The sequence below is a fragment of the Agrobacterium sp. 22-210-1 genome, from assembly GCF_053522525.1.
In genome coordinates, this window is sequence record NZ_JBNWCI010000005.1 from 18,539 (window position 1) to 44,889 (window position 26,351).

Annotated in this window: 26 protein-coding genes; 16 read left to right on the forward strand and 10 right to left on the reverse strand. The window is 59.4% G+C overall.

Annotated elements, in window-relative coordinates; translation table 11 throughout:
- Positions 1–75 precede the first annotated feature (75 nt).
- From ACQZ5F_RS23960 to galE, 3 genes are all read left to right on the forward strand, one after another.
- Positions 76–420 (forward strand): DUF883 family protein, encoded by a 345-nt coding sequence (locus tag ACQZ5F_RS23960; RefSeq protein WP_045015765.1) that lies wholly within the window; start codon positions 76–78, stop codon positions 418–420.
- 9 nt (positions 421–429) lie between these two features.
- Positions 430–864 carry a hypothetical protein gene (locus ACQZ5F_RS23965; protein WP_003498528.1) on the forward strand — a complete coding sequence of 145 codons (435 nt, stop codon included), beginning with the start codon at positions 430–432 and terminating at the stop codon, positions 862–864.
- Between the two features lie 192 nt (positions 865–1,056).
- Positions 1,057–2,040, forward strand: coding sequence for a UDP-glucose 4-epimerase GalE (gene galE, locus ACQZ5F_RS23970; RefSeq protein ID WP_046802101.1), 984 nt, complete (start codon positions 1,057–1,059; stop codon positions 2,038–2,040).
- 102 nt (positions 2,041–2,142) lie between these two features.
- Here galE and ACQZ5F_RS23975 read toward each other — a convergent pair whose 3' ends face one another.
- Positions 2,143–2,718, reverse strand: a complete 576-nt coding sequence (locus ACQZ5F_RS23975) for a PRC-barrel domain-containing protein (protein WP_046802102.1) — start codon at positions 2,716–2,718, stop codon at positions 2,143–2,145.
- 41 nt (positions 2,719–2,759) lie between these two features.
- On the opposite strand from ACQZ5F_RS23975, the gene ACQZ5F_RS23980 reads away from it, so the two are divergent.
- Together ACQZ5F_RS23980 and ACQZ5F_RS23985 are read left to right on the forward strand one after the other, a co-directional pair.
- Positions 2,760–2,927, forward strand: a complete 168-nt coding sequence (locus tag ACQZ5F_RS23980) for a hypothetical protein (protein WP_156316074.1) — start codon at positions 2,760–2,762, stop codon at positions 2,925–2,927.
- Between the two features lie 29 nt (positions 2,928–2,956).
- Positions 2,957–4,675 carry a sensor histidine kinase gene (locus tag ACQZ5F_RS23985; RefSeq protein ID WP_046802103.1) on the forward strand — a complete coding sequence of 573 codons (1,719 nt, stop codon included), beginning with the start codon at positions 2,957–2,959 and terminating at the stop codon, positions 4,673–4,675.
- Between the two features lie 266 nt (positions 4,676–4,941).
- Here ACQZ5F_RS23985 and ACQZ5F_RS23990 read toward each other — a convergent pair whose 3' ends face one another.
- Together ACQZ5F_RS23990 and ACQZ5F_RS23995 are read right to left on the reverse strand one after the other, a co-directional pair.
- Complete coding sequence (locus ACQZ5F_RS23990; RefSeq protein ID WP_046802104.1) at positions 4,942–5,925, reverse strand: sensor histidine kinase; 984 nt, start codon at positions 5,923–5,925, stop codon at positions 4,942–4,944.
- Between the two features lie 101 nt (positions 5,926–6,026).
- Entirely contained in the window at positions 6,027–6,821 is a 795-nt protein-coding gene (locus ACQZ5F_RS23995; RefSeq protein ID WP_046802105.1) for a response regulator, read from the reverse strand.
- A 138-nt stretch (positions 6,822–6,959) separates the two neighbouring features.
- Here ACQZ5F_RS23995 and ACQZ5F_RS24000 point away from each other — a divergent pair, with 138 nt between their 5' ends.
- Positions 6,960–7,166 carry a NepR family anti-sigma factor gene (locus ACQZ5F_RS24000; RefSeq protein WP_046802106.1) on the forward strand — a complete coding sequence of 69 codons (207 nt, stop codon included), beginning with the start codon at positions 6,960–6,962 and terminating at the stop codon, positions 7,164–7,166.
- Positions 7,166–7,732, forward strand: coding sequence for an RNA polymerase sigma factor (locus tag ACQZ5F_RS24005; protein WP_046802107.1), 567 nt, complete (start codon positions 7,166–7,168; stop codon positions 7,730–7,732). The genes ACQZ5F_RS24000 and ACQZ5F_RS24005 overlap by 1 nt, the downstream gene beginning before the upstream one ends.
- Before the next feature lie 66 nt (positions 7,733–7,798).
- On the opposite strand, the gene ACQZ5F_RS24010 is transcribed toward ACQZ5F_RS24005, so the two are convergent.
- Positions 7,799–8,269 carry an Lrp/AsnC ligand binding domain-containing protein gene (locus ACQZ5F_RS24010; protein WP_448731133.1) on the reverse strand — a complete coding sequence of 157 codons (471 nt, stop codon included), beginning with the start codon at positions 8,267–8,269 and terminating at the stop codon, positions 7,799–7,801.
- Between the two features lie 175 nt (positions 8,270–8,444).
- On the opposite strand from ACQZ5F_RS24010, the gene putA reads away from it, so the two are divergent.
- On the forward strand, positions 8,445–12,119 hold the full coding sequence (gene putA / locus ACQZ5F_RS24015) for a trifunctional transcriptional regulator/proline dehydrogenase/L-glutamate gamma-semialdehyde dehydrogenase (protein ID WP_225338100.1): 3,675 nt from the start codon (positions 8,445–8,447) through the stop codon (positions 12,117–12,119).
- 101 nt (positions 12,120–12,220) lie between these two features.
- Here the strand turns inward: putA and amaB are convergent, their stop codons facing one another.
- Positions 12,221–13,750, reverse strand: a complete 1,530-nt coding sequence (amaB, locus tag ACQZ5F_RS24020) for an L-piperidine-6-carboxylate dehydrogenase (RefSeq protein WP_225338101.1) — start codon at positions 13,748–13,750, stop codon at positions 12,221–12,223.
- A gap of 202 nt (positions 13,751–13,952) precedes the next feature.
- On the opposite strand from amaB, the gene ACQZ5F_RS24025 reads away from it, so the two are divergent.
- Positions 13,953–14,855 carry a LysR family transcriptional regulator gene (locus ACQZ5F_RS24025; RefSeq protein ID WP_225338102.1) on the forward strand — a complete coding sequence of 301 codons (903 nt, stop codon included), beginning with the start codon at positions 13,953–13,955 and terminating at the stop codon, positions 14,853–14,855.
- A 12-nt stretch (positions 14,856–14,867) separates the two neighbouring features.
- Here the strand turns inward: ACQZ5F_RS24025 and ACQZ5F_RS24030 are convergent, their stop codons facing one another.
- Positions 14,868–15,848, reverse strand: a complete 981-nt coding sequence (locus ACQZ5F_RS24030; protein WP_448731132.1) for a glutathione S-transferase family protein — start codon at positions 15,846–15,848, stop codon at positions 14,868–14,870.
- Positions 15,849–15,953: 105 nt separating this feature from the next.
- Positions 15,954–16,841, reverse strand: coding sequence for a DMT family transporter (locus ACQZ5F_RS24035; protein WP_006313912.1), 888 nt, complete (start codon positions 16,839–16,841; stop codon positions 15,954–15,956).
- 383 nt (positions 16,842–17,224) lie between these two features.
- Here ACQZ5F_RS24035 and ACQZ5F_RS24040 point away from each other — a divergent pair, with 383 nt between their 5' ends.
- Positions 17,225–18,556 carry a UDP-glucose dehydrogenase family protein gene (locus ACQZ5F_RS24040; protein WP_046802113.1) on the forward strand — a complete coding sequence of 444 codons (1,332 nt, stop codon included), beginning with the start codon at positions 17,225–17,227 and terminating at the stop codon, positions 18,554–18,556.
- Between the two features lie 86 nt (positions 18,557–18,642).
- Entirely contained in the window at positions 18,643–19,665 is a 1,023-nt protein-coding gene (locus ACQZ5F_RS24045; protein ID WP_448731131.1) for an NAD-dependent epimerase, read from the forward strand.
- Here the strand turns inward: ACQZ5F_RS24045 and ACQZ5F_RS24050 are convergent, their stop codons facing one another.
- The 3 genes from ACQZ5F_RS24050 to ACQZ5F_RS24060 are packed head-to-tail and all read right to left on the reverse strand — an operon-like array spanning position 19,666 to position 23,427.
- Entirely contained in the window at positions 19,666–20,712 is a 1,047-nt protein-coding gene (locus tag ACQZ5F_RS24050) for a glutathione synthase (RefSeq protein WP_448731130.1), read from the reverse strand.
- 10 nt (positions 20,713–20,722) lie between these two features.
- On the reverse strand, positions 20,723–22,600 hold the full coding sequence (locus ACQZ5F_RS24055) for a flavohemoglobin expression-modulating QEGLA motif protein (protein WP_225338105.1): 1,878 nt from the start codon (positions 22,598–22,600) through the stop codon (positions 20,723–20,725).
- Positions 22,597–23,427: an N-formylglutamate amidohydrolase gene (locus ACQZ5F_RS24060; protein WP_225338106.1), complete on the reverse strand. Its 831-nt coding sequence runs from the start codon at positions 23,425–23,427 to the stop codon at positions 22,597–22,599. Before ACQZ5F_RS24060 ends, ACQZ5F_RS24055 begins: the two co-directional genes overlap by 4 nt.
- A gap of 290 nt (positions 23,428–23,717) precedes the next feature.
- Between ACQZ5F_RS24060 and ACQZ5F_RS24065 the strand changes: the two genes are divergently transcribed.
- From ACQZ5F_RS24065 to ACQZ5F_RS24085, 5 genes are read left to right on the forward strand one after another with little or no spacing between them, the layout of a single operon-like run.
- Positions 23,718–23,939 (forward strand): hypothetical protein, encoded by a 222-nt coding sequence (locus ACQZ5F_RS24065; protein WP_046802118.1) that lies wholly within the window; start codon positions 23,718–23,720, stop codon positions 23,937–23,939.
- An 18-nt stretch (positions 23,940–23,957) separates the two neighbouring features.
- The gene (locus tag ACQZ5F_RS24070) at positions 23,958–24,518 is read left to right on the forward strand and encodes a DJ-1/PfpI/YhbO family deglycase/protease (RefSeq protein ID WP_225338107.1); all 561 of its coding nucleotides are present in this window, start codon (positions 23,958–23,960) and stop codon (positions 24,516–24,518) included.
- A gap of 55 nt (positions 24,519–24,573) precedes the next feature.
- The gene (locus ACQZ5F_RS24075; RefSeq protein ID WP_137087442.1) at positions 24,574–25,014 is read left to right on the forward strand and encodes a PPC domain-containing DNA-binding protein; all 441 of its coding nucleotides are present in this window, start codon (positions 24,574–24,576) and stop codon (positions 25,012–25,014) included.
- A 53-nt stretch (positions 25,015–25,067) separates the two neighbouring features.
- Positions 25,068–25,928 (forward strand): TIGR02587 family membrane protein, encoded by an 861-nt coding sequence (locus ACQZ5F_RS24080; protein WP_225338108.1) that lies wholly within the window; start codon positions 25,068–25,070, stop codon positions 25,926–25,928.
- A 7-nt stretch (positions 25,929–25,935) separates the two neighbouring features.
- Positions 25,936–26,346 carry a TIGR02588 family protein gene (locus tag ACQZ5F_RS24085; RefSeq protein ID WP_046802122.1) on the forward strand — a complete coding sequence of 137 codons (411 nt, stop codon included), beginning with the start codon at positions 25,936–25,938 and terminating at the stop codon, positions 26,344–26,346.
- Positions 26,347–26,351 lie beyond the last annotated feature (5 nt).

Here is a 26,351-nt window from a genome sequence, read left to right on the forward strand (position 1 = left end):
AGAATTTACCTCCAGCGGCAGTCGGGTTGGCCCGCCGCGATTTCCATCAACGATGTTCCAGGAAGGACCTCACCTATGGCAAGCGTGCGTAGCAGCGTTAATGACAAGATCCAGCAATCCCTCGAAAACGGTGATGCAGCCGACGTTGCGGCGCAGCTCGCCCAGCTTCGCGAAGATCTGGCAAATCTTGCCAAGAGCGTTAAGGCGCTTGGCGTCGGCGCCTCGCATGAGCTGAAGGCGCAGGCCGCCCGCGTGGCTGATGACGCACTCACCGCCTCTGGCGAAATGGCCGACAGTGTTCGCAGCGAAATTTCGTCGCTGAACGATAATCTGACCGATCAGGTTCAGAAGAACCCGCTTCAGTCCCTCGGCATCGCCGTTGGCGTGGGCTTCGTGCTCGCTCTCCTCACACGTCGATAAGGCCGCATCATGCTTGAGGCATTGCTGGTCTATCTGGGAGACACCCAGCGCGAAGGACGCGTTGTGACGCGGCGCCTGCGTGCCACCATCATCCTGTGGGTGCTGACCGGTGTCTTTTTCCTGATTGCCTTCGTAGCCGCCGTGGTTGCAGGATCGATCTATCTTGCCCGGCATGTCGGGGCGGGTCCTGCCGCGCTTGTCGTCGCCGGCACCGCGTTCCTGCTCGGCGTCATCATGCTGGTGGCACTGGCAATTGTAAAACGCCCCAGAGCCTATGCCGCACGCCCAGTCGCACCCTTGACGGCTGCCCCGCTGACCGCAGCACCCCTCGCCTTGCAGTCACTTTTGACGCTGGCGATCCAGGCGCGGCCCTATGCGACGCTCGCCGTCGCCATGGCCGCCGGTTTTCTGGCGACAAGGGCCAATACGAGGAAAAAGAAATAAACACACCGTCGGGCGGGTTTTATGCACGTCACCGACCCTCATGAGAGCTGCGCATCCAGACGATGGATGCGCAGTTTTTTTTATGTTACGCGCAATGGATAGACTGGCAAATGGCGTCCCGCGCCACGCCGCCCTTATTTGAACAAAGTGACATACAGTCTCGGCGCGTCCGTATTTTTTGAAAGGCGTTTGATGAAGAAGAAAGTCCTTGTCGTTGGCGGTGCCGGCTATATCGGTTCGCACACCTGCCTTCTCCTCTCTGAGCGAGGATATGAACCAGTTGTTTTTGACAATCTGTCCAATGGACATGAGGAATTCGTCCGCTGGGGCCCCTTCGAACAGGGCGATATTCGCGACCGGGCGCGACTGGACGAAGTCTTCGCCAAACACCAGCCGGAAGCCGTTCTGCATTTCGCAGCGCTGATCGAAGTGGGCGAATCGGTGAAGCAGCCCGTCGCCTTTTACGATAATAACGTCATTGGCTCGCTCAACCTGCTCTCCGCCGCGATTGATGCTGGCGTCACCGCCTTTGTTTTCTCCTCCACCTGCGCCACCTATGGACTGCCGGAACAGGTGCCGATCGACGAGACGCACCGGCAAGCGCCGATCAATCCCTATGGCCGCACCAAATGGGTGGTGGAACAGGCGCTGAAGGACTACAGCGCCTATAAGGGCCTGCGCTCGGTCATGCTGCGCTATTTCAATGCCGCAGGCGCGGATTTCGAGGGCCGTATCGGCGAGTGGCACAAGCCGGAAACCCACGCGATTCCGCTCGCCATCGAGGCCGCACTTGGACGGCGTCAGGGCTTCAAGGTGTTCGGCACGGATTACGATACCCGCGACGGCACCTGCGTGCGCGATTACATCCACATTCTCGATCTTGCCGATGCCCATGTGCGGGCGGTGGATTACCTGCTGGCCGGCGGGGAAACCGTGGAACTCAACCTCGGCACCGGCACCGGCACCACGGTGAAGGAATTGCTGGCGGCAATCTCCGAGGTCTCCGGCCGCCCCTTCCCGGTCGAATATACCGGCCGGCGCGACGGCGATTCCACCACACTCGTGGCCAATAACGATAAGGCTAAAGAAGTTCTGGGCTGGGAACCGCGTTATTCCCTGTCGGATATTATCAAATCCGCCTGGGCATGGCATTCTTCCCGCAACGCCGGCGATTGAGCGGCCCTTAGGCCAAGATAAAAAAAGACACCGGCCAGTAGCCGGTGTCTCTCGCGGGACGGCATTGAAGCCAGTCCCGGCTCCTGCCTCCCAGGTATGGGATTAAGGCTTGGTGGCGGATGTCGTTGTACTATCCGGTGCCGCCGGGGTTGCCGCGTTCTTTTCGCTGGTCTTCTGTTCCAGCGTCTTGAACTCGGGAGCCGCCTTCAGCGTCTCTGCGGTTTCGGTCGTCGTCAGGCGGATGGTGCCGTCCTGCGCATTGCGCGTCATCGTCACCTTGTCCATGGGCACGGCTACATCCTTGGCGCCGATGCCGAGGAAACCGCCAACGCCGATCACGGCTGCGACCAGGCCGCCATCTTCCGCCATGATGAGATTGGTGACGTTACCGATGCTTTCATCGGCTGCGGTGTAGACCGACTTGCCAATATAGTCATTGGCGCTGATCTGCGTTTCGCCCTGCTCGGTGATGTAAGCACCGCCCGTGGTTGTGGCCGCGCTGTCATTGGCCGCAGGAGCCGCAGGCGTCATCGGAGTGGCAGGCGGCGTTGCCGGCTCGGTCTGCGCACCCGGATTTGCCGGTGCGGGCTGGGTGGTGCCCTGAGCGATGGCAAGCGGCGCGAAAGCCGTCGTGCCCATCAGGGCGGCGGTGACGAGTATCGTAAGTTTCTTTGCCATTTCGTACCTTCCTTTCATCGTTCTCAACTGGCCGGGCGGTGATGAATTTCGCTACCGCTCGCTGGCCGGTTCGTCTTGCAAACGGGCTGGTGGTTGAAATAGTTCCGATTTTTTCGGTCACACCGGTGCATTTGCCGCATGTCGCGACGACCGAAGGTAAAAATCAGGCATTGCTAACGGGGGACAGCGCGGTATTATCCCTGCCGTAACAATGCCATAACTGCCGGAGTTTTTTTGTATGCCTCAACCCGGCAACAGACTGAAAGACATGATCTCGGCTCTACGTCGGCGCAGCGCGAATTTTTTCCCGACCGCCTCCATCGGCACTTATCTGGTGGTGATGGCAACCGTCATCACCCTGCCGCTCATTCTCTTCGTCGGCTATCTGATGCTGCGCCTCGAAGCCGAAAAACGCGACGACCTGCAAAGGGAAACCATCGAGGATGTCCGGGTCGTCAGCCGCAACATCGATCGCCGCCTGCAGGAAATAGCCACATCCCTCAATCTGCTATCGCAATTTCCGGAACTCGAGAATGGCAATCTCGCCGCATTTCAGGGACGCGTTGCCGAAAGCCTGAAACGGGAGGGCCTCTATGCCCTTCTCGCCACCAAAGACGGCCAGCAGCGCCTCAATACCCGCGTTACCTATGGCCAGCCTCTCGGCAAGGTGCCGGACGAGGCCAAGCTGGCCAAGGCAATCGAATCCCGCCGCATCACCGTCTCGGACATGTTTTTTGGCGCCACCAGCAAGGAATGGGTATTCAACGTTACCATGCCGTTGAATCCGGACCTGGGCTTGGCCGGCGATGCGCTGATTTTGACGCAGAACGCCAGTGACCTGAGCCGGCTCATCCCCACGGAGAACCTGCCGCGCAACTGGGCCGTGGCCATTATCGACGGTACAAATCGTGTCGTCGTTTCCAGCGCCCAGGCTGAGGCGGAAGTGGGCAAGCCCTTTGTCAACCCGGCCGTTCTTTCAGAAATGCAGGCCTTCAGTGGCAATTTCTTCGACGGCAAGGGCAATCTCTATGCCTATGCGCAATTGCCGGGCTGGCAATGGAAGACGGTAATGTGGGGACCACTTGCCGCAAGCCAGGCGGCGCTGATCGATACATGGCGACAGATGATGATCGGCAGCCTTGTGCTGGTGCTGATCGCTATCGGCGGCGCCTATCTGGTCGGCCGGCAATTGCGCAGCTCCATTCGCGATCTGACTCATATGGCGGAGCGCATCGGCGAAGGTGAGATCGTCGCGCCTGTGGATACCAAGATAAAGGAGGCCAACCAGGTCGCCATCGCGCTCTCCAACGCTTCCTTCGACAGAAGCCAGTCGGAAGAGCGGCTGCAATTGCTGCTGCACGAACTGGTTCACCGCTCCAAGAATATTCTGACGCTGGTTCAGGCGATGATACGGCAATTGGGTCGGGAAAATAAAAGCATTCCGGAGTTCCAGAAGGAAGTCGACCATCGCCTGCGCGGTCTCGGCATGTCGATCCGGGCACTGGCAGAAGTTCAGTGGCAGGGGCTGCCGATCCGCAAGCTGATCGAGACCCACCTCGAAGTTTTCGGCACGGTATCAGAACGTGTCGTACTGGCAGGCGACGATTTCATGCTATCGCCCGAAGCGGCGCAGAATTTCGGGCTTGTGGTGCATGAGCTGACCACTAATTCCATTAAATACGGCGCGCTTTCGGCACCGCTCGGGAAAATTACCGTGAGGTGGCAACCGCTTGAAAAAGACGGCCGGCAGATGCTCCATCTTCTGTGGACCGAGACAGGCGGACCACCGGCCAGGGAGCCGAGCCGCAAGGGTTTCGGCACCACGGTCATCAAAAGACATGCGGAAGGCGCCTTCGGTGGGTATGTGACGACGGAATACCGCGAAACCGGCTTCGAATGGTCTCTGGAAGCGCCGATACGCTATTTCACGCCGAAGCGACCGGACCCGGCACATTGAAGCCGATCCGCGGCATGAGTGGCCAAAAATTTGCCGATTGTTAAAAAAATGCATTTTTTGGGGAACCGAATACCGCGGCATGCATTTTTACTGCAGGCCAAGCAATTCCCCCGTCCCCGCCTGAAGCTTGGCTGACTATAAACGGGTTTCGCCCCTGAAAACCCGTCATAAAAATAGCACGGCTCTCCTATGAGCCGTGCTTTTTTGTTGCATTTTTGCAGAATGAAGACAGGCTTTCGGTCTTACCTGCGGCCCGGCAAATCCTCTCAGGAGTCCGTGCCGTCGCCCGAAGGGAACTTCAACCGGTAAACGATGCGCTCCGGTGTCAGCTGGTATTCGGCGCTTCCTCCAAGAGCGGAAGGAACCACCTTTTCCAGCACGACGCTGCCGAAACTGCCGCGCCTCGTCTCCGCCGGCTCCTTCGACGGCATCATCGGTTCGTTCCATTCGACGATATAAAAATCACCTTCCTGGCGACATTGCAGGGATATAGGCGGGTGATAGGCAAGATTGCCGCTATGGCTAACGGTGTTGACGACCAGTTCGTGGAAGGCCAGCCCGATATAAAGCGCACCGTTCGGGTTGAGCAGCAGGTTTTCCCCCTCCATGTGGATGAGGTTCGGATATTCCGGCACATAGAGATCGAACTGCTGGCGGAGAAGCTCGAATATGCGCGCCCCCCTCCAGTCCGAGTCGGTGATGAGATCCTGGCTCTGGGCCAGCGCATGCAGCCGGCCGCGGAACTTGCGCAGAAAATCATCCTTGGTGAGGCTGAAACGGGCCGTCTGGCCCGCAAGACTCTGGATGATCGCCAGCAGGTTCTTGGAGCGATGGCTAACTTCGCGCAGCAGCGAGCGCAGAAGCTGCTCGCGCCGCCGTTCCGCCGTCACCTCGCGGATGGTGGTCTTCATCACCATCTGGTTCGATTGATTGAAGGTCGAATGGACCTGAAACTGGAAGACCCGGTCCGTGCCGGCGCTGACTTCCAGCATGCCCCGGCTACCAGCCGTGCTCATGTCCTTTTTGAGGTCCGCTAGCCGCACGGAGAGATCATTACCGAACAGATTTTCATCGGTTGGATGGGAATCGGCCGGCAGTTTCCAGACATCCGGCAAATTGGCCACGAATATGTAATCGCGCTTCCAGTCCTGCAGCATGACTGTCTCACCCGAATCGAGCAAGGCGAGAACGAGCGAATCATGCAGCTCGCTCTCGTCCCTCTCCGCGTTATGCCATGCCAGCCGATGCAAATTCGTCTCCTTGCAGAAAGCCGCGGGTCAACCCCACGACCGTAACCGCCAACGCCCGGGCACCACACTGGTTCCCGGTAAGTCCGCGGTTTCGGCAAAATTCACGCCGCGACGCGCGAGCTTTCGTTGAAAAACAGGGCCTGGCTGATAAGCGCTTTCACCATGTCCGGGTTGAAAGGTTTCGTCACAAGGAACGTCGGCTCAGGCCGCTCGCCCGTCAAAAGACGCTCGGGGAAAGCCGTGATGAAGATAACCGGGAGGGTGGTCATCTGCAGGATGTCCTTCATCGCGTCGAGACCGGAACTGCCGTCTGCAAGCTGAATATCGGCAAGGATCATTTTCGGCTGCGTGCGATGGAAAAGGTCGAGCGCCTCGGTATGCGTGCGGGCGATACCCGTGACGCGGTGACCGAGATCGGTGACCATCTGTTCGATATCCATGGCGATCAGAGGTTCGTCCTCGATGATCATGATATCGGTTGCGACCTGCCGGGCGATTTCCGAGGCGGCCTCGTCTATCAGCCTGCCGACCTGGTCTTCCGATACTTTCAGAACCTCTGCGGCTTCCGAAGGCGTGAATTCCTCGACCGTCGTCAAGAGGAAGGCCTGACGGGCTAGCGGCGGTACGGCAGAAAGGTTCGCAGAAGCGCGCTTTTCCCATCCCGACAGGTTTTCATCGGCCTTAATATTGATCGTGACGGAACTAAAGATCGATACGAACAATTGATAGAGCGAAACGCGATCGCTGGTTGTCTGCGGGAAGATGCTGATATCGGCGATCAGAGCTTCGAGTGTTGCCGCAACATAGGCATCGCCCGTGGATTGTGAGCCGCAAACGGCACGCGCGAACCTGCGCAGATATGGCAGGTGCGGTGCGATGCGTGTAGAAACTGACATGGAATTCTCCCCTTTCATGCGGTCTGCAACGCAAACCCACGATAGCAACGTGCGTATCGCAAAAAAAGTTCCCGATGGCCGGAACTATTTTTTTCACCACGCATTATTTGCCACGACACAAAAGGAATACCGGACGTTATGAGCATGTTTCAATCGGACCAAGATTCGCCGGACAATTCGGCCGCCCCTCAGGTTCCACATTCCGGGCGGGCGGTGATTTCCCGCAAGCTCAGGGAGCTTTATGATGCCGTTCAGGATGAAGGCATCCCTGACAAATTCCTCGATCTTCTCGAAAAACTCGATGAAGCCGAAAGCAAAGCCAAAACAAAGGCTTCGGAGGAATGATGGCGAAAGAGCCGGAGCAGACAGAATATAATTTCAAGCGGGAAATGCTGGCGGCGCTGCCGAACCTGCGCGCCTTCGCCATTTCTCTCATCCGCTCGAGGGACCGTGCTGACGACCTCGTGCAGGACACGATCATGAAAGCCTGGGCGAAACAGGATAGTTTCCAGCCGGGCACCAACATGCGCGCTTGGCTGGTGACGATCCTGCGCAACGAGTTCTACAGCCAGATACGCAAATCCGGCCGTGAAGTGCAGGATACCGATGGGGTTTACACCTCGCGCCTGTCGGTCCCGCCCGAACAGCATGGTTCGGTCGACCTTCAGGATTTCCGCTCCGCGCTTGCGAAATTGCCTGATGACCAGCGCGAAGCGATCCTGCTGATTGGCGCTTCAGGCTTTGCCTATGAGGAAGCCGCCGAGATTTGCGGCTGCCCGGTCGGCACGATCAAGAGCCGCGTCAGCCGCGCAAGGCTGCGCCTGCAGGAGTTGCTGGGCATCGAAAACGAAAACGAATTCGGTCCCGATGCACAGATGAGCGCGGTCACCGCCGCCGCTACGGCGCGCTGAGATAGCTGAATCTTGAGGACAATAAACGGGCAGACCTGCGTCTGCCCGTTTTTGTGTGACCGTTTTTTAGATGCCGGTTTCCTTGACCGATTGCATCACCACGAATGTCGAGGTGTTGGAAACGGATGGCAAACTCGATATTTTTTCACCGAGCACCCTTCGGTACTTCCGAATGTCGCTGGTGCGCACCTTGAGCAGATAATCGAAGGCGCCGGCAATCATGTGGCATTCCTCGACTTCCTTGATCTTGCGAACCGCCGTGTTGAATTCCTCCAGCGCCTTTTCCCGCGTATCGGAAAGTTTCACCTCGGCGAAGGCGATGTGATCAACGCCGAGCTTCTGCGGGTTGAGCATGGCGCGGAAGCCGAGAATATAGCCCTCATCGACCAGCCGCTTCAGCCGCGTCTGGCAGGGCGTCTTGGAAAGACCGACCCTTTTCGAGAGCTGCAGCACGGACATGCGCCCGTCTTCGCTGAGCGCCTCGAGAATCTTGAGATCGAAGTGATCCAGATCGTCTGTTTTTTGACTATTTACCATGTGATTTAACGCCATATCTCAAAAATAAAAGTTCATATTGCCTGTTTTATCCCAAAAATAGGGCCATAGCAATTTCTGCAGTGATGATATTGTCTGCGACAGGATGACAAGCGGCGGGCGGAGGACACGCTGCCGCCGACGATCTGTCTTCAACAGCGTTTTCAGGATTTTCAGAATGGCCGATGGTGCAAGCAACGCCGGTGTAGTGGCAAACGGTATCTTCCAGAATTTTGCGCCGTCGGTGCGCGAACAGAGCATGCTGCGCAAGGCGATCACCGCCGCCTATCGCCGCCCCGAAGAAGAATGCCTGGCGTCGCTGATCGCAGCGGCAACGGTGACGTCGGAGCAGACGAAAGCCATCCGCGCCACCGCCGGCAAGCTGATCGAGGCGCTGCGCGCCAAGACCAAGGGCACCGGCGTCGAAGGGTTGGTGCAGGAATATTCGCTCTCCAGCCATGAGGGCGTGGCGCTGATGTGCCTTGCCGAAGCGCTGCTGCGCATTCCCGACACCGCCACCCGCGACGCGCTGATCCGCGACAAGATCGCGCGCGGCGACTGGAAATCCCATATTGGCGGCGGGCGTTCGCTCTTCGTCAATGCCGCCACCTGGGGCCTCGTCATCACCGGCAAGCTGACCTCGACGGTAAACGATAGCGGCCTTTCGGCGGCGCTGACCAAGCTGATCGCCCGCGCCGGCGAACCCGTCATCCGCCGCGGCGTCGACATGGCCATGCGCATGATGGGCGAGCAATTCGTGACCGGCGAAACGATCGGCGAAGCCATCAAGCGTTCGAAGCTGCTGGAGGAGCAGGGCTTCCAATATTCCTACGACATGCTGGGCGAAGCCGCGACCACCGCCAAGGATGCGGAGCGTTATTACAAGGACTACGAAAACGCCATCCACGCCATCGGCAAGGCCTCGGCCGGACGGGGCATCTATGGCGGCCCCGGCATTTCCATCAAGCTTTCGGCGCTGCATCCGCGTTACGCCCGCGCGCAGGCCGAGCGGGTGATGGCGGAGCTTCTTCCGCGCGTCAAATCGCTGATGCTGCTCAGCAAGACATACGATATCGGCCTCAATATCGACGCCGAGGAAGCCGACCGGCTGGAACTGTCGCTTGACCTTCTGGAGGAACTGGCGCTCGACAAGGACCTTGCCGGCTGGAACGGCCTCGGTTTCGTCGTGCAGGCCTATGGCCGCCGCTGCCCCTTCGTTCTGGATTATATCATCGATCTCGCCCGCCGTTCGGGCCGCCGCATCATGGTGCGTCTCGTCAAGGGCGCCTACTGGGATGCGGAAATCAAGCGTGCACAGGTAGACGGGCTGGAAGACTTCCCGGTCTTCACCCGCAAGGTGCACACGGATGTTTCCTACATCGCCTGCGCCCGCAAGCTGCTCGACGCGCGCGATCTGGTCTTCCCGCAATTTGCGACCCACAATGCGCAATCCATGGCGACGATCTACCACTTGGCCGGGCCTGAGTTTAAACTCGGCGACTATGAGTTCCAGTGCCTGCACGGCATGGGCGAACCGCTTTATAGCGAGGTCGTCGGCAAGAAGAAGCTCGACCGGCCCTGCCGTTTCTACGCTCCTGTCGGCACCCATGAGACGCTGCTGGCCTATCTCGTCCGCCGCCTGCTGGAAAACGGTGCGAACTCCTCTTTCGTCAACCGTATTGCCGACCCCGCAGTACCGGTGGATTCCCTGCTGGAAGACCCGGTCACCGTGGTCAAGGCCTATGCCGTGCCCGGCGCGCGGCACGACCGCATCGCCGCCCCCGAAAGCCTGTTCGGCCCGGAACGGAAAAATTCCGCCGGCCTCGATCTTTCCAGCGAAACAACGCTCTCCGCACTGAACGGCACCTTGAAGGCAGGCGCTGCAACGGAATGGAAAGCTGCCGCGCCGCAGGCAGGTGGCAACACGCGCCCGGTTCTCAATCCCGGCGACCACAATGATATCGTCGGCCACGTGACCGAGCCAACCGAAGCCGATGTCGAAGCGGCCATGCAGCGGGCGGCGGCCTCAAGCTGGCCCTCCACCCCGGTGGAAGAACGCGCCGCCTGCCTGGAGCGCGCCGCCGACGCCATGCAGGCGGAAATGCCTGCCCTGCTCGGCCTCATCATGCGCGAGGCGGGAAAATCCATGCCCAACGCCATTGCCGAGGTGCGTGAGGCAATCGACTTCCTGCGTTATTATGCGGCGGAAGCCCGCAGAAACTTCAAGTCTGGCGAAAAGCCGCTTGGCCCGGTCGTCTGCATCAGCCCGTGGAACTTCCCGCTCGCCATCTTCATCGGTCAGGTGACGGCGGCACTGGTTGCCGGCAATCCGGTTCTGGCAAAGCCCGCCGAAGAAACGCCGCTGATCGCAGCACAAGGCGTGCGCCTGCTGCATGATGCCGGCGTTCCGCAGGATGCCGTGCAGCTTCTGCCGGGCGATGGCATGACGGGTGCCGCACTTGTTGGTTCACCTCTTACAGCCGGTGTAATGTTTACGGGCTCGACCGAAGTGGCGCGGCTCATTCAGGGCCAGTTGGCCGGCCGGGTTCTGACGAACGGCCAGCCGGTTCCGCTGATTGCCGAAACCGGCGGCCAGAACGCCATGATCGTCGATTCCTCGGCGCTCGCCGAACAGGTGGTCGCGGATGTCATCGCATCGGCCTTCGACAGCGCCGGCCAGCGCTGCTCGGCGCTGCGCATTCTCTGCCTGCAGGAGGACGTGGCGGACCGCACGCTCACCATGCTCAAAGGCGCGCTGCATGAATTGCGCATCGGCCGCACCGACCAGCTTTCCGTCGATGTCGGCCCCGTCATCACGGCTGAAGCCAAGGGCATCATCGAAAAGCACATTGATGGCATGCGCTCGCTCGGCCACCGGATCGAGCAGATTTCGCTTGCGGGTGAAACCGGCAAGGGCACCTTCGTGCCGCCGACCATCATCGAGATGAAAACGCTCGCCGATCTGAAGCGGGAGGTTTTCGGTCCGGTGCTGCATGTCATCCGCTTCAAGCGCGACAATCTCGACCGGCTGATCGACGAGATCAACGCCACCGGTTACGGCCTGACCTTCGGCCTGCACACACGCCTTGATGATACGATCCAGCATGTATTGTCGCGCGTCGCGGCCGGCAATCTTTATGTGAACCGCAACATCATCGGTGCTGTGGTCGGCGTGCAGCCCTTTGGCGGACGCGGCCTTTCCGGCACCGGCCCCAAGGCCGGCGGCCCGCTCTATCTCGGCCGCGTGACGCAGGCTGCCCCGAAGATTGACCGGGTTGCAAGCCAGCAGGATCAGGCCGCCGTCGATCTTGCCCGCTGGTTGGATGAAAACGGCGAAACCGTTGCGGCCGAAGCCGCACGGCAGGCAGCGGCACTTTCCGGCCTCGGCTTCGAAACCGAGCTGGCAGGCCCCGTCGGTGAACGGAATGTCTATGCGCTGCATCCGCGCGGCAGGATTCTGCTGGTCCCGGCGACCGAACAGGGGCTTTACCGCCAGCTTGCGGCAGCGCTTGCCACCGGAAACACGGCCATCATCGACAATGCCTCCGGCCTCGAAAAATCGATCTATGGGCTGCCGGCAACAGTCACCTCGCGCATCGTCTGGGCGGATGACTGGGCAAAATCCGGTCCCTTCGCCGGCGCCTTGGTCGAGGGCGACGCGGAACGTATCGTGACGATCAACAAAAAGATCGCCACCCTGCCTGGCCCGCTGGTTCTCGTGCAGGCCGCGACCACGGAAGCGCTTTCCGGTGAAAGTCAGCCCTATAATCTCGATTGGCTGGTCGAAGAAGTCTCGGTCAGCGTCAATACGACCGCGGCCGGCGGCAATGCCAGCCTGATGAGCATCGGCTAAGCGACATCATTGCCCAAAACAAATCGGCGCGGAAAAATCCGCGCCGATAAAAGCAATACTACAGATCATCATCGCTCCGGACGAGCGACAGGTCACACATGTCATTCGATGTCGAAGGACACGCCCTGCGCCAGCGGCAGCGACTTGGAATAATTGACCGTGTTGGTGGCGCGGCGCATATAGGCCTTCCACGCATCCGAACCGGATTCACGGCCGCCGCCGGTTTCCTTCTCACCACCGAAAGCGCCGCCGATTTCTGCGCCCGATGTGCCGATATTGACATTGGCGATGCCGCAATCCGAGCCTTCCGACGACAGGAAACGTTCCGATTCCTGAATGTCGCGGGTGAAGATCGACGATGAAAGACCGGCGGCGACGGCGTTATGCGCGTCTATCGCCTGATCGAGATCGCTGTATTTCATGACATAAAGGATCGGCGCGAAGGTCTCTTCCAGCACCGGGCCAACCTGTTCAGGCATTTCGACGAGCGCGGGCTTCACATAATAGGCACCCGCCGCGCCGGTATCCACGCGGCCGCCGCCATTCACCACGCCGTCATGGGCTTTCGCCGCCTCGAGCGCCTTCTGCATGCCGTCAAAAGCCGCCTTGTCGACCAGCGGACCGACGAGCGCGGAGGTTTCCAGCGGATTGCCGACGGAGACGGAGGCATAAGCCTTTTTCAGGCGCGGCACGAGTTGGTCGTAAACGCTGTCATGCACGAAGAGACGGCGAAGCGTGGTGCAGCGCTGGCCGGCCGTGCCCATGGCCCCGAAGGCGATGGCGCGCAGCGCCATGTCGAGATCGGCGGAAGGGCAGACGATGCCGGCATTGTTGCCGCCGAGTTCCAGAATGGCGCGGGCAAAACGCTTCGCCAGACGCGGGCCGACATCACGGCCCATGCGGGTGGAGCCGGTGGCAGAGACCAGCGGTACCTTGGGATTGTCCACCAGAGCTTCACCCACGGCGCGGTCGCCGATCAGCAGCTGCGAGAGACCTTCCGGCGCATCGCCGAAGCGGGCGGCGGCGCGCTCGAAGATGCCCTGAACGGCAAGCGCCGTGAGCGGCGTCTTTTCAGAAGGTTTCCAGACCACCGAATTGCCGCAGACGATGGCAAGCGCTGCGTTCCACGACCAGACGGCGACGGGGAAATTGAAGGCCGAGATGACGCCGACGACACCGAGCGGATGCCAGGTTTCCATCATGCGGTGGCCGGGACGTTCGGTGGCGATGGTGAGGCCATAAAGCTGGCGGGAAAGACCGACGGCGAAATCGCAGATATCGATCATTTCCTGCACTTCGCCGAGACCTTCAGACGGGATCTTGCCGGCTTCCAGCGACACGAGACGGCCGAGATCGGCCTTGAAGGCGCGCAGCTCTTCGCCGAGCAACCGGACCAGCTCGCCACGACGGGGTGCCGGCACATTGCGCCATTGCTTGAAGGCGGCATCGGCCTTATCGACCACGGCTGCCACGCCCTCGACCGAAACGGTCTTCAGGTTTGCGACCTGTTCACCCGTCACCGGGCTGAAGGACGCCATGTTGCCGCCGGTATAAAGATCGCGGGCAACACCCATCCTGTCGAGGAGGGCGGCGGCTTCCTGTTTCACGTCAAGCTTCGTGGTCGCATCCATGTCCAATTGTCCTTTTTGGCTTAAAGGGGAGGAAAGGCCGTTTTTGATACGGCGCTTTCAACTCCCGTCGCTCTTCTTTCCCCGAATTTGTCAACGGTGCCGCCAAGCCGGCAAAACACCATTCCATTCTTTCCCGTAATCATATATGGGCATAACAACCCTTTTCCAATGAGGAAAGCGGGTAAGTTGATGCGAGAATGGAATGGATCCGCGCAGAAGACTGGTCCCCGATATCGTCACCCTGCAGGCGTTTGAATGCGCGGCAAGGCACGGCAATTTTACCCGCGCCGCGGAAGAACTCAACCTCACACAAAGCGCGGTGAGCCGGCAGATCGGCGAACTGGAAGCACAGACCGGAATGCAGCTTTTCGAGCGCATCCGCAGGCGTGTCGTGCTTTCGGAGGCGGGGCGCAAATTCCTGCCCGATGTGCGGCGCCTGTTGCAGCAATCCGAACAGCTGATGGTGCGTGCGGTCTCGGCCGGGACATCGCACGCCTCCCTGTCCGTCGCAACGTTACCAACCTTTGGCAGCCGCTGGCTGATGCCGCGCCTCTCCCGCTTCATCGAGGCCAATCCGGATATGGCGATCACGATCGGCTCGCGCTCGCATCCCTTCGATTTCGATGAGGAAGGGTTCGATCTCGCCATTCATTATGGCCAGCCGGTCTGGGCGCATGGAACCTGCACGTTCTTATGCAACGAGGTGATCGTGCCGGTCGCGAGCCCCGCCCTGCTCCGCCGTACCGGCGTGAACCGGGCGCAGGATTTGGCCGGACAGTCATTGCTGCATGTGACGACGCGGCCGAAACTGTGGACGGAATGGCTGGAGATGAACGGGGTGACGGCGGATAATGCCTATCATGGCAGCCGTTTCGACCAGTTCTCGATGATCATAGAAGCCGCCGCAAGCGGTATCGGCTTTGCCCTTCTGCCGAAATATCTCATCGAGGCGGAACTTGCCTCCGGCCGCCTCGAAATCGTCTTCGACATCCCCTTGCAGACCGACAAGAGCTATTACGTCGCCCTGCCGGAAGGACGGCAGGACAATGCGCTTGCCCGCGCTTTTCAGGTCTGGCTGCTCGATCAGGTCGGCAAGCCGGTCTAGTCCGTTATCCGGTCACTTCGAGGACGGGAGGGAAACCTCATCAAGGCCCGGAAGGTCGGGACCGACCGGCACGATGCGGGTCGGATTGAGCGCCTTGATGGAATAATAACCGCGCTTGATATGGTCGATATCGACCGTGTCGCGCACGCCGGGAACGTTCAGCACCCGCATCATATAGGCCTGCAGCGCAGGATAATCGGCGATGCGACGAAGATTGCATTTGAACAGGCCGTAATAGGCGGCATCGAAACGAACCAGCGTCACGAAAAGCCGGACATCCGTTTCGGTCAGAAGATCGCCGAACAGGAAAGGCCCACCCGTTACCAACCGCGTCTCAAGCTCATCGAGCGTCGCGAAGACGTCGGCGAAGGCTTCCTCATAGGCAACTTGCGTCGTTGCAAAACTGGTTCTGTAAACGCCGTTATTGAGACGCGGATAGATATGCTCGTTGAGAGCGTCGATCCCATCGCGCAGCGCCTCCGGATAAAGGTCAATCGCATTATCGGCGAGATCACCGAAACCGGAATTCAGCATGCGCAGAATATCGGCGGATTCATTGTTGACGATGGTTTTTGTCTTCCTGTCCCAAAGTACTGGCACGGTGGCACGGCCGGTGTAATGCGGGTCGGCGCTGGTATAGGCCTCATGCACGTGAGTGAAACCGTTCAGCGTGTCCCGATCCGAACCCGGATAGTCGCCGAATTTCCAGCCTTCGTCCGAAAGCGCCGGCTCGACAACGGAAACGGAAATCACCTCTTCAAGCTTCTTGAGCTTGCGGCCGATCAGCGTTCGCGATGCCCATGGGCAGATCAACGCGACATAGAGGTGGTAGCGACCGGCCTCGGCCGCAAAACCGCCCTCGCCCGTTGGCCCTGCCGAACCATCAGGCGTTACCCAGTTGCGGAAACCGGAGGTCTGGCGAACGAAGCCGCCCTTCTTGTCGGTTGCCTGCACCGGATGCCATTCGGCGGTCCATTTTCCATCCACGAGCATTTGCGGCTCCCTGTTCATCTAAAGATGAAAACCTTATGGGCCGGGTCGCCACCGCGTCACAAGCCACGCTTCGGTTGACGCACTGTTTCCGATCGGCAGATGCGTTCAAAGGCGATTGCGGAAAAACGGGTTCCAGCGCACGGTGCCGAGCCTTACCTTTTCGCGGATCATCGTGAGCAACCCGGATGCGGCGATGACAGCCAGACCCAGCACCGCGATGGCATCGGGGTATTCGTGAAAGAAGGTCATGCCGATCGCCACCGCCCAGAGGATCTGCGAATAATGCGAGGGCGCAATCTGGCTCGCCGGCGCAATGCGGGTCGCGACCAGAAGGGTGATCTGTCCCGTCGCCGTGCAAAGGCCGATGAAGGCGAAGGCCAGAAGCTGGTGCAGGTTGGGCATGACGAAATCGGGAATGGAAGCGATGCCATTAAAAGTCAGGCCGTAAATCAACAGCACACCCATGATCGAGGTGCGCTTTTCCTTGCCCGCAAGCGAGCGCAGCAGCACGATGGTCATCGCCGCCAGGAAGGCCACACCGATCGCGGCGATATGCCCGAGTTCCAGCGTCTTGAAACCCGGCCGCACCACGAGAATAACCCCGACGATGCCGGCCAGAACCGCTGCCCAGCGCCAAGGGCCGATATTCTCCTTCAGCACCACGGCGGAAAGGACGGTTACGAAAAGCGGCGACAGAAAGATCAGTGCATAGGCTTCCGCCAGCGGAATGGTGGTGAAGGCATAGATGCCGAAAATGCCGGCGAAGAGACCGGAAATCGCGCGCCCATGCACGGCGAATGGTCGGCTCATGCGCCAGAATTCACGCCACCTTTCCTCACGCGGCTTGCTGAAGAAGATGAAGATGCCTGAGAAGAGGATGCTGAAAAAGCCAATTTCGAAAACGCTGATCTGTGATCCCAGCGACTTGATGGTGGCATCGCCCATGGAAAAGGTCGCATAAGCGAACAGACCGAGCAGAAAACCCTTTTGCATTTGAACGTCCCCGAACACCGACCGCAACGCAAAGCTTCTCCCGGCCGCGTGAAACGCGACCCGGACGCCCCTTTGAGGGACAGACAGTCTGGCAGATTTGATCCTCACCCCTATGGCTAGACCCGGCTACCTATGAGTGCAAGCCGGAAAAACCGCAAAATGACACGATTGAACACGACCGGTGCAAATGGCTGCAAGGTGCGGCAAATTTGTACCGCCGCCGCCATCACATCACCGTCATGGAAAGAGGTTAGCCGATGTTGATCGTGGCGCTTGGCGACGGGCGTGAAGGCGGCTAAATATTATCGTGTGATTTTCACCCGCCGATTTCCCCGGCTGGTATTGCCGCGTTAACATGGCCTCGCTAACCGAAAGGAAAAAGAATGCGGATTGTGATGATCGGTTCGGGTTATGTCGGCCTCGTGTCCGGCGCGTGTTTTGCAGATTTCGGTCACGATGTGGTCTGCGTCGACAAGATGCCGGAGAAGATCGAGGCCCTGAAAAAAGGCCATATTCCGATCTTTGAACCGGGTCTGGAGACCATTGTCGCCAACAACGCCCGGGCAGGCCGGTTGAGCTTCACCACCGATCTAACCGCTGCCGTCGCCAATGCCGAGGTCGTCTTCATCGCGGTCGGCACGCCCTCGCGGCGCGGCGATGGCCATGCCGATCTTGGTTATGTCTATGCGGCGGCAAAAGAGATCGCCCATGCGCTGGACGGTTTCACCGTCATCGTCACCAAATCGACCGTTCCGGTCGGCACCGGCGATGAGGTGGAGCGCATCATTCGCGAGGAAAACCCTTCCGCCGATTTCGCCGTGGTGTCCAACCCGGAATTCCTGCGCGAAGGTGCCGCCATCGAGGATTTCAAGCGGCCGGACCGTATCGTCGTCGGCCTTTCGGACGAGCGCGCCCGTCCTGTCATGACGGAGGTTTACCGTCCGCTCTACCTCAACCAGTCGCCGCTGCTGTTTACCACGCGGCGCGCCTCGGAACTCATCAAATACGCCGCCAACGCTTTTCTGGCGATGAAGATCACCTTCATCAACGAAATGGCTGACCTGTGCGAAAAGGTCGGCGCCAATGTGCAGGACGTGTCGCGCGGCATTGGTCTCGATGGCCGCATCGGCCCGAAATTCCTGCATGCCGGCCCCGGTTATGGCGGCTCCTGTTTCCCGAAGGACACGCTGGCGCTCGCCAAGACCGCGCAGGATTATGACGCCCCGGTGCGGCTGATCGAAACCACCATCGCCATCAACGACAACCGCAAGCGTGCCATGGGCCGCAAGGTCATCAACGCCGTGGGCGGCGACGTGCGCGGCAAGAAAATCGCCGTGCTTGGCCTGACGTTCAAGCCGAATACCGACGACATGCGCGACAGCCCGGCAATCGCCATCATCCAGACCCTGCAGGACGGTGGAGCGAAAGTGGTCGGTTACGATCCTGAAGGCATGGCGAATGCCCGCCATCTGATGGAGGATATCGACTATGCGACAGGTCCCTACGAGGCGGCGGAAGATGCCGATGCCGTGGTGATTGTAACGGAATGGAACCAGTTCCGCGCGCTTGATCTGCCGCGCCTGAAGGCGATCATGAAAAACCCTGTTCTAGTGGACCTGCGCAATATTTACCGCACGGATGAGGTCGCCGCGCATGGCTTCATCTATGCTGCCGTCGGCCGCCCACATGAGGGCGGCTCCGACAGGGAACTCTAGCGGTTTATCGTCTGGAATTTCACTGAACCAATTTTCGCGTTTCGGTTTAACCGCAAACGCACCAACAGATTCGGGATATAGTCATCATGCGTTATCTGGTTACCGGCACGGCAGGCTTCATCGGCTTTTACGTGGCAAAGCGGCTGCTGGATGCCGGCCATTTCGTGACCGGCTTCGACGGCATGACGCAATATTACGATGTCAGCCTGAAAGAAAAACGCCACGCCATTCTTTCCCGCTCCAACGGCTTCCGGGCGCAAATCGGCATGCTGGAAGATACCGATGCGCTGAAGCGCGCGGCAGAGGCCGCAGAGCCGGAGATCATCATCCATCTCGCTGCACAGGCCGGCGTCCGTTACAGCCTTGAAAATCCGCGCGCCTATATCGATTCCAATCTCATCGGCTCTTTCAACATGCTGGAGCTTGCCAGGAGCCTGCAGGTTAAACACCTGATGCTGGCGTCTACCTCCTCCATCTATGGCGCCAACGAAAAAACCCCCTTCGCGGAGAGCGACAAGGCCGACGAGCCGATGACGCTTTATGCGGCCACCAAAAAATCGATGGAGCTGATGGCACACAGCTATGCCCATCTACACAAGCTGCCCACCACCGCCTTCCGCTTCTTCACGGTCTACGGCCCGTGGGGACGGCCGGACATGGCACCGATCAAATTCGTCGACGCGGTTTCCAATGGCCGGCCGATCGACATTTACGGCCAAGGCAATATGAGCCGCGACTTCACCTATATCGACGATCTGGTCGAAGGCATCGTCCGGTTGAGCACGGTCATCCCTTCCGAGGAAAACCGCGTCACGCAGGAAGGCGTCACCGATACGCTCTCGCACCACGCGCCCTTCCGCGTCGTCAATATTGGCGGCGGCCAGCCGGTGGAGCTGATGCATTTCGTCGAAACGATCGAAAAGGCAGTCGGCAAGCCAGCAATCCGCAACATGCTGCCGATGCAGCAGGGCGACGTTCCGCGCACCTTTGCCTCACCCGATCTTCTGAGGGCGCTGACCGGTTATGTGCCGCAGACCCCGGTCGAGGAGGGCATCAAGGCCCTCGTCGCCTGGTATCGGCAAAAGCAATCAGCCGAACTGCGGGAGTAGTCAGAGCGTCGCGAGCAACCGGTTGGAGAGGGCACCACCCGATGCGGCTTGCATGGAGACTTTGGTTTCCACCGCGTCGATGATCGTATCGCTGAAATCGACATTGGTGAGTTCAAGGATATTCGATAAGCCACCCGGTGAAAACACATTCACTTCCAATATCTTATCGCCAACGATATCAAGCCCCACGAGGAACATGCCGTCCTCCACAAGCTTCGGCCGCATCATTTCGGCAAGTGCCACGATGTCGTCCGTCACCTTCACGGCTTCTGCCGTGCCATGGGCGTGAATGTTGGAGCGCAGGTCACCTTTCGCCGGCACACGGCGGAGTGCGGCATATTTGCCGTCCCGCATCAACGGCCGGCCATTCATCATGAAGAAGCGGATATCGCCGTCCTTCGCAGCCGGCAGATAGGCCTGCGCGATCAGATAACCCTCAAGGCTGACTGCCTCGAAAATCTGATTGAGATTGGTCTCCTTGCTGGAGCCGATCTTGAAGACGTTTTTGCCGCCGGAGCCCTGCAGCGGCTTGACGATGACGCCCTTGGGATGCGCATCGGCAAAGGCGCGGATTTCCTCGACATTGCGCGAAATGATCGTGGTCGGGCGGACGATTTCGGGAAAGCTCTGGAAATAGAGCTTGTTCTGCGCCAGCGCCAGACCTTCGGGATCGTTCAGCACCACGACGCCGCGCTGTTCGGCAAGCCGCCCGAACAGGATGCCGGCATGCACCGCCCATGGCCGTGTCGTCTGGTCGAGCGAGGGGTCGTTGCGCAGCATCAGCGCATCGATCTCTTCCACATCCATCGTCCGCCGCTCCAGCGCCTTATCCTGAAGTGCCGCGTGAAAACCTTCCGATTTCTTGAATTTCGTCTTCGGCAGCACGGTGGCGTGAATGGTCAGGCTGTCATCTGAACGCAGGGTAAAATCCCCAGGCGTCAGATAGACCACCTCGTGGCCACGGTTGAGTGCGGCCATGGCCAGCAGGCCGGTTGCGTAGTTCGGCCCTTCGGTTTCAATGGAATTGACGAAAAATGCGATACGCATGAAGCCCCTCCTATAATGTTGCCAATTCGGCAATGGATAATCCCGCCCGTATTTTTTCCAGCCGCTCATTGGCCTTGGCGGGCAACAGAAATACAGGTCTGACACCCGGCGGACGCAAAAGGCCGCGCAGGGCCAGTTCCTGCATGACCGGGAAATGTTGAGCGGCGATCTTGCCCATCCAGAACGGATCAAGCGCCCCGCCCTTGCGCAGATGCTCCAGCACCTCGGCCAGCCCGCGCAGATAAATCGCGTCCTTCGACAGGCCGCCGCCACGGTAGATGCGCAGCACCATGTTGAAGGCGCCGGCCTCATCGAAACCGTGCTCACGGGTCATGATGCGGAAGGTCTCAACGAATGTCGCGCCATCAAGCATGGCGGCGCAGCCGACGACGCGGCCGGCAATCAGCCGCAGGCGCTCACGCGTCATGCCGCCGGCCAGATGTTCCGCCAGCACCGCCAGCCCCTCCTGCACGCCTTCATAACCGGAAAGGCCGGTACGGAAGAGCCGCAGGCCCTGAAAGGAGCCGTTGAAATAGGTGAGAAGATGCACGCCGATCTCATGCGACAGCAGCGCCTCGACACGGCGCTGCTCCATCACCGTGTGGCGGGAGATCAAAAGCTTCTCGCCCGTCACCATCAGTCCGGGCGGCAGGTCGTCGCGGATTTCGACGCGAGCCTTGAATTCCGGCTCTTCCGCCAGATAGGTCTCGACCATCTCGCGCGATTTCCGGGCGACCGCGTAACAATCCACCATGGCGATTTCGCCGCTCTCCTGCCTGCGCGGGCAATCCTCAAGCACACGAAGCGCCAGCGTCAGGAGCGCCGGTTCGACCGCACCGTACAAGGCACGTGAAAAATCGGTGAAGGTGCGATGATGCAGGTTCGCAAGCATCGTCAGCTGCAGGTCGATCTCCTGCTGTTTCTCCCGGTAGAGATGATAGAGCACCGGATCTTCCAGATGATCGAAGACGACGGAATACAGCTTGCGTTTCTGCTCCTCGACATCAACGCCGAGCGGCCGGTAAAGCAGGCGTGGCGCAAATTGAAAGCTGCCGTCGCGAAACTCCTCAAACGCCCGGCGGGCATTGATCGGCGTGACGGACAGAAGAAAATCGAAGGATGAAACGATCTCATCCACCGAGCGGTCGGCACGCCGGACGGCATCGACAAAGGCCTTGCGGCCAAGCGCCCGGTGGCTGGCGACCTTCAGCGCATCCATACCGGTGGAAAATGACGAGAAAGCCTGCAGACCCGCGTCAAAAAGATCGGCGATCATCGTTTCGCGCAGGCCCGGATAATCGGCACCGGATTCCGGCTGTCGATAGATCGGCGCGAAACGCACGCTGATGCAGGGAAAATCCAGACCGGCATTCTGAAACCTGAGGATCGGATCAGCATCCGGTTCCGGCCGGGTGATGCGCGGCGTGCGAAAACGCACCTCGGCATCACAGACCGCCTTGATGAAGACCCGGCGGGCTTTCTGCGTTTCCGGTTCTGAAGTCGCTGAAACGGAAACCTCATAATGCGGCAGAAAGGGGGAATCGTCGGCCAGCAGAATATCGTGTTCCAGTTCACCGATATCGAGGACGATGAAGGCGCCGAAACGTTGCCGCATGACGGTGCCCACAGCCTCGATAAGCGGTGCGGCCTCCTGAATGGTGGAAGCGATGAGATAGGATGCATGGGCGGCGGCGATATCGCGCGCGGCTAGATCTTTCGTACCCCCCGTCAGATGCAGGCAGAGGAACGGCAGCGGCCGGTCGATGTGCAACCTGCCGTCTTTTCCGACATCACGGCGGATAGCCTTGCCGGCCTCCAGGCAGGAGACGACATCATCCACCAGGTCGGCGATGGGGGAAGGCTCGCTGCGGGCGGAGGAAACGCTCATCGCCGCGACCCCAGGCATTTTTCAAGAACGGGTTGAAGGGCAGCGATCGTATCACGGATATCCGATATCACGCGTGTGTCCGGCCTTCCCGTCCATTCATCCATGAAGAATTTCTTGAACTCGATTGCGATCGCGCAGCCGTTTTCGGCAAATTGTTCATGGATGAAGCGGGTCTGCTCCCCTTTGCCCTGAAACGCCACATTCTCGCGAACATCAAGGCGTCGACCACCAATGGTCGCTGACGCGAAATGATGACCGACGGCGCTGACCACATCGCTCCAGCGGCTGCGATCCATGGAAAATGTACCGATATTGATATCGGGCGCTTCCGCCTGCGCCGTTGCAGGCGCGGCAGCGCCCTGTCGGCGATGATTGTAGCTATGCACATCCAGCACCACAAAGGCGCCATGCCGCCGCTCCAGCGCAGAAAGAGCCGCCTCCAGCATCGCATAATAATCGGCGTGGAAATCGAGTGATTGCCGAAGCGCTTCCTCTGCCGGCTCCTCTTTCCAGACCTCAAGCCCCCAGGATTGCTCGGGCTTCAGGTATATCGCCTGATCAGCAGCACGATTGAGATCGATTTCGAAGCGAGAGTGATGAACGACGAGACGATTGGTCAGGCCCGAGATCATCTCGCCGGTGAACGGATCTTCCTCGCGCAGCCGTTGTTCGGCTGAAAGAGCCATGAGCCCCGCCATTTCCGGGCGAATGAAATGGCCATCATGAATGGCCGTGCCGATGACGGGGGAATTGCCGAAGTCAATCGACCAGAAACCCTTGTTTTCGTTGTGACCGTACTGTTCGCCGTCGCTCTGTCTGGCTGCCATGCTGCCTCCCCTGCATCGGGTGTAAAACAGCGCGACTTGCCCGTTTGTTCCGGTAAAAATTGTGCGCGATAAATTTGCCCCCGGCAAAGACGCCACCCGAAAAACTGCGGAACCATACGGGAAAGCTCACGTTGTTCTGGCAGGAGGGCCGCCGTGTCAAACGGACGTGATGGTGCCGAAGAACATCGGGATTTTTCCGTTTTCTCCCGGTGGCCAACGAAACGGCAGTCGAGCTTCTTACCCATCCGGCGCCTCTCCGTCCCCAATTTCCGCGCACAAGGAGCTGCGACATGGAAAAGACCGAAACGCGCAAACTTGCGGAAGAGTACCTGCGGCTCGGCGGCACACGCCAGGTAATGATCGACGACAACAAGACCTTCGTGCGCCAATGGGAGCAGGAACCGGCAGACGCCGAGGCATTCTGGCAAACGCACATCGAAAATCTCGAGGCCGAACGCCGCAAGGACGTGGAATTTTTCCTCCCCTCCGTGAATTCGGACAAGGACGACTGAACACAGAAGGAGACAGACATGACTTCAATCAACGCTGCGAAAATCGTCATTCTCGCAACCGATGGCTATGAGCGCTCGGAACTCAGGGTGCCGTACGATGAGCTGAAGGCAAACGGTGCCGATGTAAAGATCGCCTCGATCAAAACAGGCGAAATCAAGAGCTGGGATAAAAAGAACTGGGGTGACAGCATCGCCGTCGACCTTTCCGCCAAAAACGTCAAATCAGATGATTTCGATGCGCTGGTTATTCCGGGCGGCCAGATAAACCCGGATATTCTGCGCCATGATGAGGATGCGATGCGCGTGGTGCGCGATTTCGTCAAATCCGGCAAGGTGGTGGCCGCCATTTGCCATGCGCCCTGGCTTCTGGTGGAAGCGGATGCCCTGCGCGGTCGTGACGCCACCTCCTACTGGTCGATAAAGACAGACCTGAAAAATGCCGGCGCCAACTGGAAGGACGAAAAGGTGGTGACGGACAAGGGCATCATCACCTCCCGCAGTCCCGAAGACCTCGATGCCTTCGTTGCGAAAATCGTCGAAGAGGTCGAGGAAGGCCGCCACGAGCGCCGCGCCGCCTAAGGACCGTACAATCCGTGCCGCCGGTCTCCGGCGGCACTCTTATTGGGAGACATCAATGAAAAGCAGATTGCTGGCCAGCGGCGCGGAGCGCACCTTCATTCTCATCGTCGAGCCGGAGGAAGAAGCCTTCGAGGCCATTCGCCGTTTTGCGGGCGTGGAAAACATCAACGCTGCGTCAGTGACGGCGATCGGTGCCTTTGCAACGGCAACCCTCGCCTTTTTCGATCTTTCGACGCGGGCGTACCAGGAAATACCGGTCACCCGGCAGAGCGAGGTTCTGAGCCTGCTCGGCGATATTACCCTTGATGAAAACGATGACCCCAATCCGCATCTGCATGTGGTTCTGGGCTTTGCGGATGGATCCACCAAAGGCGGCCATTTTCTGAAGGGCGTGGTGCGACCAACCCTGGAAGTGGTCATCCGCGAAACACCCGCGGAATTGCGGCGCAGCTATCGCCGGGAATTCGGCATCGCCCTTATCGATCCCGCCAAATAAACCGGCGGAACCGGGAAAACACCATTGCGTTATTCCCCCATGTGAGGGGCGGCATGGCGGCAGCGATCAATCGAAAAGACACCGGTGACGATGAGGTCAGACAGTTTTTGACCGGTCTGGCACGCGGCACGGCGGGTGCCCTCCTGTTTGCCCTGCCCATGCTGATGACCATGGAAATGTGGTTCCTCGGTCTTTACATCAATCCGTGGCGGCTGCTGCTGCTTTGCATTCTCAACCTGCCGCTGCTGCTGCTTCTCGCCCGTCGCATCGGCTTTGAGAATATTCATTCCTGGGGCCAGGCAGTGCGCGACGCGATCACGGCCTATGGGCTGGGCATAGCCGTCAGCGCCGCTGTGCTGTTGCTGTTCGGTATCCTGAACGACCAGATCACCGTCTCCACCATCATCACCAAGATTGCGCTGCAATCCGTGCCAGCGAGCATCGGCGCGCTGCTCGGCCGCAGTCAGCTCGGCCAGCATTCCGATGCACAGGACGAGGAAGAAGGCGAATATTCCGGCAAGACCGGTTATCTGCACGAGCTGTTCATGATGATGGTCGGCGCGCTCTTTCTGAACCTCAATGTCGCGCCGACGGAAGAGATGATCCTGATCGCCTACAAGGTGACGCCCTATCATATTCTGGCGCTTTGCCTGCTGTCGGTCGCCATCATGCACGGCTTCGTCTATGCGCTCCATTTCAAGGGCTCTCACCAGCTGCACGAAGGGCAGCAATGGTGGCAATCCTTCATTCGCTTCACCCTGCCGGGCTATGTCATCGCCATCGCCATCAGCATCTACACGCTCTGGACCTTCGAGCGTCTCGACCATACCTCGCTGTCGCAGATCATGAGCGCCGCCGTCATTCTCGGCGTTCCGGCTTCGATCGGCGCGGCCTCCGCCCGATTGATCCTGTGAGGACAAGATGACGATATCGAAGGGCAACAAACATACCGAAAGTTCCGATCCCCATTGGATAGAATGGGTGACAGGCGCGATCTGCACGCTTCTCGTTGCGGCCATGCTCGGCTGGATCGCCCATGACATCTATCGTTACCAGCCGGAGGATGCCCGTTTCGAAATTGCCGTCACCAGCGTGGAGGAGCAGTCCGGTCAGTACCGCGTCAAGTTCGATATCCGCAATCTCTCGATGACCACGGCGGCACAGGTGCAGGTGCGCGGCGACCTGCAGCAAGACGGCACGATGCAGGAAAGCGCTGATGTGACATTCGATTATGTCGCTTCGGAATCAAAGGATGCCGGCACGCTTTTCTTCCGCAACGACCCCCGCCGCGGCACACTCAATCTCAACGTCTCCGGCTATACCGAGCCATGAGCCTC

Coding starts and splice junctions, on each gene's coding strand:
- ACQZ5F_RS24000 (WP_046802106.1), top strand. CDS start 6,960: ATGAGCATGTTTCAATCGGACCAAGATTCGCCGGACAATTCGGCCGCC.
- ACQZ5F_RS24035 (WP_006313912.1), bottom strand. CDS start 16,841: ATGCAAAAGGGTTTTCTGCTCGGTCTGTTCGCTTATGCGACCTTTTCC.
- ACQZ5F_RS24045 (WP_448731131.1), top strand. CDS start 18,643: ATGCGTTATCTGGTTACCGGCACGGCAGGCTTCATCGGCTTTTACGTG.
- ACQZ5F_RS24030 (WP_448731132.1), bottom strand. CDS start 15,848: ATGCTCGTGGATGGAAAATGGACCGCCGAATGGCATCCGGTGCAGGCA.
- ACQZ5F_RS23980 (WP_156316074.1), top strand. CDS start 2,760: ATGAATTTCGCTACCGCTCGCTGGCCGGTTCGTCTTGCAAACGGGCTG.
- ACQZ5F_RS24040 (WP_046802113.1), top strand. CDS start 17,225: ATGCGGATTGTGATGATCGGTTCGGGTTATGTCGGCCTCGTGTCCGGC.
- ACQZ5F_RS24025 (WP_225338102.1), top strand. CDS start 13,953: ATGGATCCGCGCAGAAGACTGGTCCCCGATATCGTCACCCTGCAGGCG.
- ACQZ5F_RS23975 (WP_046802102.1), bottom strand. CDS start 2,718: ATGGCAAAGAAACTTACGATACTCGTCACCGCCGCCCTGATGGGCACG.
- ACQZ5F_RS24010 (WP_448731133.1), bottom strand. CDS start 8,269: ATGGTAAATAGTCAAAAAACAGACGATCTGGATCACTTCGATCTCAAG.
- ACQZ5F_RS24005 (WP_046802107.1), top strand. CDS start 7,166: ATGGCGAAAGAGCCGGAGCAGACAGAATATAATTTCAAGCGGGAAATG.
- amaB (WP_225338101.1), bottom strand. CDS start 13,750: ATGGATGCGACCACGAAGCTTGACGTGAAACAGGAAGCCGCCGCCCTC.
- ACQZ5F_RS24065 (WP_046802118.1), top strand. CDS start 23,718: ATGGAAAAGACCGAAACGCGCAAACTTGCGGAAGAGTACCTGCGGCTC.
- ACQZ5F_RS24080 (WP_225338108.1), top strand. CDS start 25,068: ATGGCGGCAGCGATCAATCGAAAAGACACCGGTGACGATGAGGTCAGA.
- ACQZ5F_RS24085 (WP_046802122.1), top strand. CDS start 25,936: ATGACGATATCGAAGGGCAACAAACATACCGAAAGTTCCGATCCCCAT.
- ACQZ5F_RS23985 (WP_046802103.1), top strand. CDS start 2,957: ATGCCTCAACCCGGCAACAGACTGAAAGACATGATCTCGGCTCTACGT.
- ACQZ5F_RS24060 (WP_225338106.1), bottom strand. CDS start 23,427: ATGGCAGCCAGACAGAGCGACGGCGAACAGTACGGTCACAACGAAAAC.
- ACQZ5F_RS24070 (WP_225338107.1), top strand. CDS start 23,958: ATGACTTCAATCAACGCTGCGAAAATCGTCATTCTCGCAACCGATGGC.
- ACQZ5F_RS24050 (WP_448731130.1), bottom strand. CDS start 20,712: ATGCGTATCGCATTTTTCGTCAATTCCATTGAAACCGAAGGGCCGAAC.
- ACQZ5F_RS23995 (WP_046802105.1), bottom strand. CDS start 6,821: ATGTCAGTTTCTACACGCATCGCACCGCACCTGCCATATCTGCGCAGG.
- ACQZ5F_RS23960 (WP_045015765.1), top strand. CDS start 76: ATGGCAAGCGTGCGTAGCAGCGTTAATGACAAGATCCAGCAATCCCTC.
- ACQZ5F_RS24075 (WP_137087442.1), top strand. CDS start 24,574: ATGAAAAGCAGATTGCTGGCCAGCGGCGCGGAGCGCACCTTCATTCTC.
- ACQZ5F_RS24055 (WP_225338105.1), bottom strand. CDS start 22,600: ATGAGCGTTTCCTCCGCCCGCAGCGAGCCTTCCCCCATCGCCGACCTG.
- ACQZ5F_RS23965 (WP_003498528.1), top strand. CDS start 430: ATGCTTGAGGCATTGCTGGTCTATCTGGGAGACACCCAGCGCGAAGGA.
- galE (WP_046802101.1), top strand. CDS start 1,057: ATGAAGAAGAAAGTCCTTGTCGTTGGCGGTGCCGGCTATATCGGTTCG.
- putA (WP_225338100.1), top strand. CDS start 8,445: ATGGCCGATGGTGCAAGCAACGCCGGTGTAGTGGCAAACGGTATCTTC.